This window comes from Streptomyces capoamus, from assembly GCF_014654935.1.
Lineage (GTDB): Bacteria > Actinomycetota > Actinomycetes > Streptomycetales > Streptomycetaceae > Streptomyces > Streptomyces capoamus.
The window spans coordinates 124,544-129,901 of the sequence record NZ_BNBF01000022.1 but is presented as its reverse complement, the minus strand read 5'-3'; the positions used below and the strand labels follow the sequence as shown (position 1 = coordinate 129,901).

General features: G+C 71.7%; 4 protein-coding genes. All 4 read left to right on the top strand.

Features of this window, described 5'->3' with window-relative positions; translation table 11 throughout:
• A partial coding sequence (locus IE312_RS42365) for an oxidoreductase dimerization domain-containing protein (RefSeq protein WP_229900573.1) occupies positions 1-620 on the top strand: 620 nt, incomplete at its 5' end.
• Positions 621-681: 61 nt separating this feature from the next.
• Positions 682-2,538, top strand: a complete 1,857-nt coding sequence (gene sucB / locus IE312_RS29515; protein WP_189985338.1) for a 2-oxoglutarate dehydrogenase, E2 component, dihydrolipoamide succinyltransferase — start codon at positions 682-684, stop codon at positions 2,536-2,538.
• A gap of 173 nt (positions 2,539-2,711) precedes the next feature.
• Complete coding sequence (locus tag IE312_RS29510; RefSeq protein WP_030340923.1) at positions 2,712-3,335, top strand: GntR family transcriptional regulator; 624 nt, start codon at positions 2,712-2,714, stop codon at positions 3,333-3,335.
• A gap of 280 nt (positions 3,336-3,615) precedes the next feature.
• Positions 3,616-5,358, top strand: a 1,743-nt coding sequence (locus IE312_RS42360; protein WP_502266998.1) for a pyruvate dehydrogenase E1 component-related protein, incomplete at its 3' end; no start/stop codon positions are given.

Below are 5,358 nucleotides of genomic sequence, written 5' to 3'. Positions count from 1 at the left end.
AGGCCGAGGTGCTGCTGGTGGCCGTCGGCCGCGGCCCGGTCTCGCAGGGCCTGGGCTACGAGGAGGCCGGGGTCGCCATGGACCGCGGCTACGTCCTCGTCGACGAGTACATGCGTACGAACGTTCCGACCATCTCCGCCGTCGGTGACCTCGTCCCGACGCTCCAGCTCGCGCACGTCGGCTTCGCCGAGGGCATCCTGGTGGCGGAGCGTCTGGCCGGTCTGAAGGTCGTTCCGATCGACTACGACGGTGTGCCGCGGGTGACGTACTGCCACCCGGAGGTCGCCTCCGTCGGTATCACCGAGGCCAAGGCCAAGGAGATCTACGGTGCGGACAAGGTCGTCGCTCTGAAGTACAACCTGGCGGGCAACGGGAAGAGCAAGATCCTGAAGACCGCGGGCGAGATCAAGCTCGTCCAGGTCAAGGACGGTGCCGTGGTCGGCGTCCACATGGTCGGCGACCGCATGGGTGAGCAGGTCGGCGAGGCGCAGCTGATCTACAACTGGGAGGCGCTGCCGGCCGAGGTCGCCCAGCTCATCCACGCCCACCCGACGCAGAACGAGGCGCTCGGCGAGGCCCACCTGGCCCTGGCCGGCAAGCCGCTGCACTCCCACGACTGAGCCTTCGGTCCACGGGCGCGACGACACAGACTTCCGCAATTCGTTAGGAGCAACCGAAACCATGGCGGTTTCCGTAACCCTTCCGGCGCTCGGTGAGAGCGTCACCGAGGGCACTGTCACCCGCTGGCTGAAGGCCGAGGGTGAGCGCGTCGAGGCCGACGAGCCGCTGCTCGAGGTCTCGACCGACAAGGTCGACACCGAGATCCCGGCCCCGGCCTCCGGCGTGCTGGCCTCCATCAAGGTCGCCGAGGACGAGACGGTCGAGGTCGGCGCCGAGCTGGCCCTGATCGACGACGGCACGGGCGCGGCCGCCGAGGCCCCCGCCGCCGAGGCCGCTCCGGCCGCCGAGCCGGCCCCGGCGCCCGCCGCCGAGGCCGCTCCGGCCGCCGAGCCGGCCCCGGCGCCCGCCGCCGAGGCCCCGGCCGCTCCGTCCACCGAGCAGGCCGCCCCCGCCCCCGCGCCGACCGCCGAGGCGGCGTCCGGCGGCGGTTCCGCCGAGGGCACGGACGTGGTCCTGCCCGCGCTCGGCGAGTCCGTCACCGAGGGCACCGTGACCCGCTGGCTGAAGTCGGTCGGCGACTCCGTCGAGGCCGACGAGCCGCTGCTCGAGGTCTCCACGGACAAGGTCGACACCGAGATCCCGGCGCCCACCTCCGGTGTGCTGCTGGAGATCACGGTCGGCGAGGACGAGACCGCCGAGGTCGGCGCCAAGCTCGCCGTCATCGGCGCCCCGGGTGCCGCCCCGGCCGCCGCTCCGGCTCCGGCCGCCGCCGCCCCGGCACCCGCCGAGGCCGCCCCTGCCCCGGCGCCCGCCCCGGCCCCGGCTCCGGCCCCGGCTCCGGCCCCCGCGCCTGCCCCGGCTCCGGCCCCCGCCGCTCCGGCCCCGGCACCCGCCGCCGCCGCTCCGGCTCCGGCTCCGGCGCCCGCCCCGGCTCCGGCCGCCCCGGCCACCGCGCCGACCTCCCCGACCGCCAGCCAGGCGACGGACGAGGGCGCGTACGTCACCCCGCTGGTGCGCAAGCTCGCCGCCGAGAACGGCGTCGACCTGGCCACCGTCAAGGGCACCGGCGTCGGCGGCCGCATCCGCAAGCAGGACGTCATCGCCGCCGCCGAGGCGGCCAAGGCCGCCGCTCCGGCTCCGGCCGCCGCCGCTGCCCCGGCCGCCGCGAAGAAGGCCCCGGCGCTGGAGGCCTCCCCGCTGCGCGGCCAGACCGTGAAGATGCCCCGCATCCGCAAGGTCATCGGCGACAACATGGTCAAGGCACTGCACGAGCAGGCCCAGCTGTCGTCGGTCGTCGAGGTCGACGTCACCCGCCTGATGCGTCTGCGCGCCCAGGCCAAGGACGCGTTCGCGGCCCGCGAGGGCGTCAAGCTCTCCCCGATGCCGTTCTTCGTGAAGGCGGCGGCCCAGGCGCTGAAGGCCCACCCGGTCATCAACGCCAGGATCAACGAGTCCGAGGGCACGATCACCTACTTCGACTCCGAGAACATCGGTATCGCGGTGGACTCCGAGAAGGGCCTGATGACCCCGGTCATCAAGCATGCGGGCGACCTGAACATCGCCGGCATCGCGAAGGCCACCGCGGAGCTGGCGGGCAAGGTCCGCGCCAACAAGATCACCCCGGACGAGCTGTCCGGCGCGACCTTCACCATCTCCAACACCGGTTCGCGCGGCGCGCTGTTCGACACGATCATCGTGCCGCCGGGCCAGGTCGCGATCCTCGGCATCGGTGCCACGGTCAAGCGTCCGGCCGTCATCGAGACCGAGGAGGGCACGGTCATCGGCGTCCGCGACATGACCTACCTGACCCTCTCCTACGACCACCGTCTGGTCGACGGCGCCGACGCGGCCCGTTACCTGACGGCGGTCAAGGCGATCCTGGAGGCGGGCGAGTTCGAGGTCGAGCTGGGCCTCTGAGTTCCGTCCCCCGCGAACACCCCGTCCGGAGCCTCTCCGGGCGGGGTGTTCGCGTTTGTCCGCACGCAGCGCGTGTAAGCCTTGTCTCACCTGCGCAAAAGCGCCCCACACGCCCTACCCGCGGAGCGGACCGGCCTTATTGTCTAAACGTCAGCCCTCCCTAAGGAGCCCTCATGACCGCGCCCGTCGTCCACTCGCTGCGCGAGCAGATCCGCGAGCACATCGTGGAGGGGATCGTCAGCGGGCGCTGGCAGCCGGGCGAGCGCATCGTGGAGCGCCGGATCGCCACCGAGCTGGAGGTCAGCCAGACCCCGGTCCGCGAGGCCCTGCGCGAGCTGGAGTCCCTGCGTCTGATCGAGTCGGCCCCCAACAAGGGCGTCCGGGTGCGCAACCTGACCGCTGCCGACCTGGAGGAGAGCTACCCGGTGCGGGCCGGTCTGGAGGCGATCGCGGCGGAGCTGGCGGCGGAGCGTCTCGCGGAGGACTGCTCGGCGCTGGAGCCGCACGTGCTGGCCCTGTACGAGGCCGACCGGCAGGCGGACGGCACCGGCCAGGTGCGCCACACGGTCGGCTTCCACCGCGAACTGGTCCGCGCGGCGCGCAACTCGGTGCTGCTGCACACCTGGGAGGGGCTGGGCATCGAGGTGTTCACGGCGCTGTCGATCCGCTGGCTGGGCACGGTCCAGCAGTCGTACGCGGAGGAGCACGAGGAGCTGGTGCAGGCCTTCAAGCGGCGCGATCCGCGCATCGCCGAGCTGGTGAAGGCGCACGTGCTGGGCTGCGCTCCGCGGGCGTGACGGGCCCGGTTCAGTCGAGCGCACGGTCGCTCACACGCCGCCCCACCTGCGAAAACAAGGCGTTTTCGCGTCACCCGGTGCCATCTCCGAAGGCACCGGGTGCCTACTTTCTCGGAATCAAGACTTTTTCCCCCTCAACCCTTTGATCGATCATCGATCAGCGAGTTACAGTCGCCGACGGACTTCCACCGAGGTCCGCTGCCCTGTCCTGCCAAAGACCAAGGGCACCCCCGAACCCTTACCGATGAGGGAACCCCCTTCGACTGAGGAAGGCGGCGACATGACCGACCCCCACGCCATCCAGCCGAGCGCGCTCGACCAGCTCCCGGACCGCGACCCGGAGGAGACCGCCGAGTGGCGGGCCTCCCTGGACGCAGTCGCCAGGGAGGCCGGGCCGCACCGCGCCGCGTACCTGATGCGCCGCACGCTGGAGCGCGCCGAGGCGGGCGGCATCGCGCTGCCGAAGCTCCTCGAGACGGACTACGTCAACACCATCCCGACCGCCGCCGAGCCGGCCGTGCCCGGCGACCCGGAGATGGAAGCCCGGATCACCGCCTGGAACCGCTGGAACGCGGCCGCCATGGTGACCCGCGGCTCGAAGTACGGCGTCGGCGGCCACATCGCCACCTTCGCCTCCGCGGCCTGGCTCTACGAGACCGGCTTCAACCACTTCTTCAAGGGCAAGGAGGGGGACGGCTCGGGCGACCAGCTCTACATCCAGGGCCACGCCTCCCCCGGCATCTACGCCCGCGCCTTCCTCGACGGCCGGCTGAACGAGCACCACCTGGACAACTTCCGCCAGGAGGCGGGCGGCAACGGCCTGCCGTCGTACCCGCACCCGCGCCGCCTGCCCTGGCTGTGGGAGTTCCCGACGGTGTCGATGGGCCTCGGCCCGCTCTCCGCCATCTACCAGGCGCGCTTCAACCGCTACCTCACCAACCGCGCCATCAAGGACGTATCGGCGTCCCACGTCTGGGCCTTCCTCGGCGACGGCGAGATGGACGAGCCGGAGTCGACGGCGGCCCTCGCGCTCGCCGCGCGGGAGGAGCTGGACAACCTCACCTTCGTCATCAACTGCAACCTGCAGCGCCTCGACGGCCCGGTCCGCGCCAACTTCAAGATCGTGCAGGAGCTGGAGGCCCAGTTCCGCGGCGCCGGCTGGAACGTGATCAAGACGCTGTGGGGCACGGCCTGGGACGAGCTGTTCCAGCTCGACACCACCGGCGCGCTGGTCCGCCGCCTGCGCGAGGTACCGGACGCGCAGATCCAGACGTACCAGACCCGGGACGCCGCCTACATCCGCGAGGACTTCTTCGGGAAGGACCCGGCGCTCGCCGAGATGGCGAAGCTGCTGGGCGACGACAAGATCCTGGAGTGTTTCCACCTCTCCCGCGGTGGTCACGAGTCCCGCAAGGTCTACGCGGCGTACAAGGCGGCCGTCGAGCACAAGGGCGCGCCGACCGTGATCCTGGCCCAGACGGTCAAGGGCCACACCCTCGGCGAGGGCTTCGCGTCGAAGAACGCCAACCACCAGATGAAGAAGCTGTCGGTGGACGAGTTCAAGGCGATGCGCGACCTGCTGGAGCTGCCGATCAAGGACAGCGACTTCGTGGACGGCGTGGTGCCCTACGGCCACCCGGGCGCGGACTCCCCCGAGGTCCGCTACCTCCAGGAGCGCCGTGCCGCCCTCGGCGGCCCGGCCCCGGCCCGCCGCACGCACGCGCTGGCCCCGCTGCCCGCCCCCGCCGAGAAGGCCTTCGCCTCCTTCGACAAGGGCTCCGGCTCCCAGAACGTGGCCACCACCATGGCCTTCGTCCGGCTGGTCAAGGACCTGGTCCGCGACAAGGAGACGGGCAGGCGCTGGGTGCCGATCGTCCCGGACGAGGCGCGCACCTTCGGCATGGAGTCGCTGTTCCCCTCGCTCGGGATCTACTCCCCCAAGGGCCAGACGTACGAGCCGGTCGACCGCGACCAGCTGATGTACTACAAGGAGGCCAAGAACGGCCAGATCCTCAACGAGGGG

What these genes read in the sequence shown, in the direction of transcription:
- sucB (WP_189985338.1), top strand. Translation starts at nt 682, where the DNA reads ATGGCGGTTTCCGTAACCCTTCCGGCGCTCGGTGAGAGCGTCACCGAG.
- IE312_RS29510 (WP_030340923.1), top strand. Translation starts at nt 2,712, where the DNA reads ATGACCGCGCCCGTCGTCCACTCGCTGCGCGAGCAGATCCGCGAGCAC.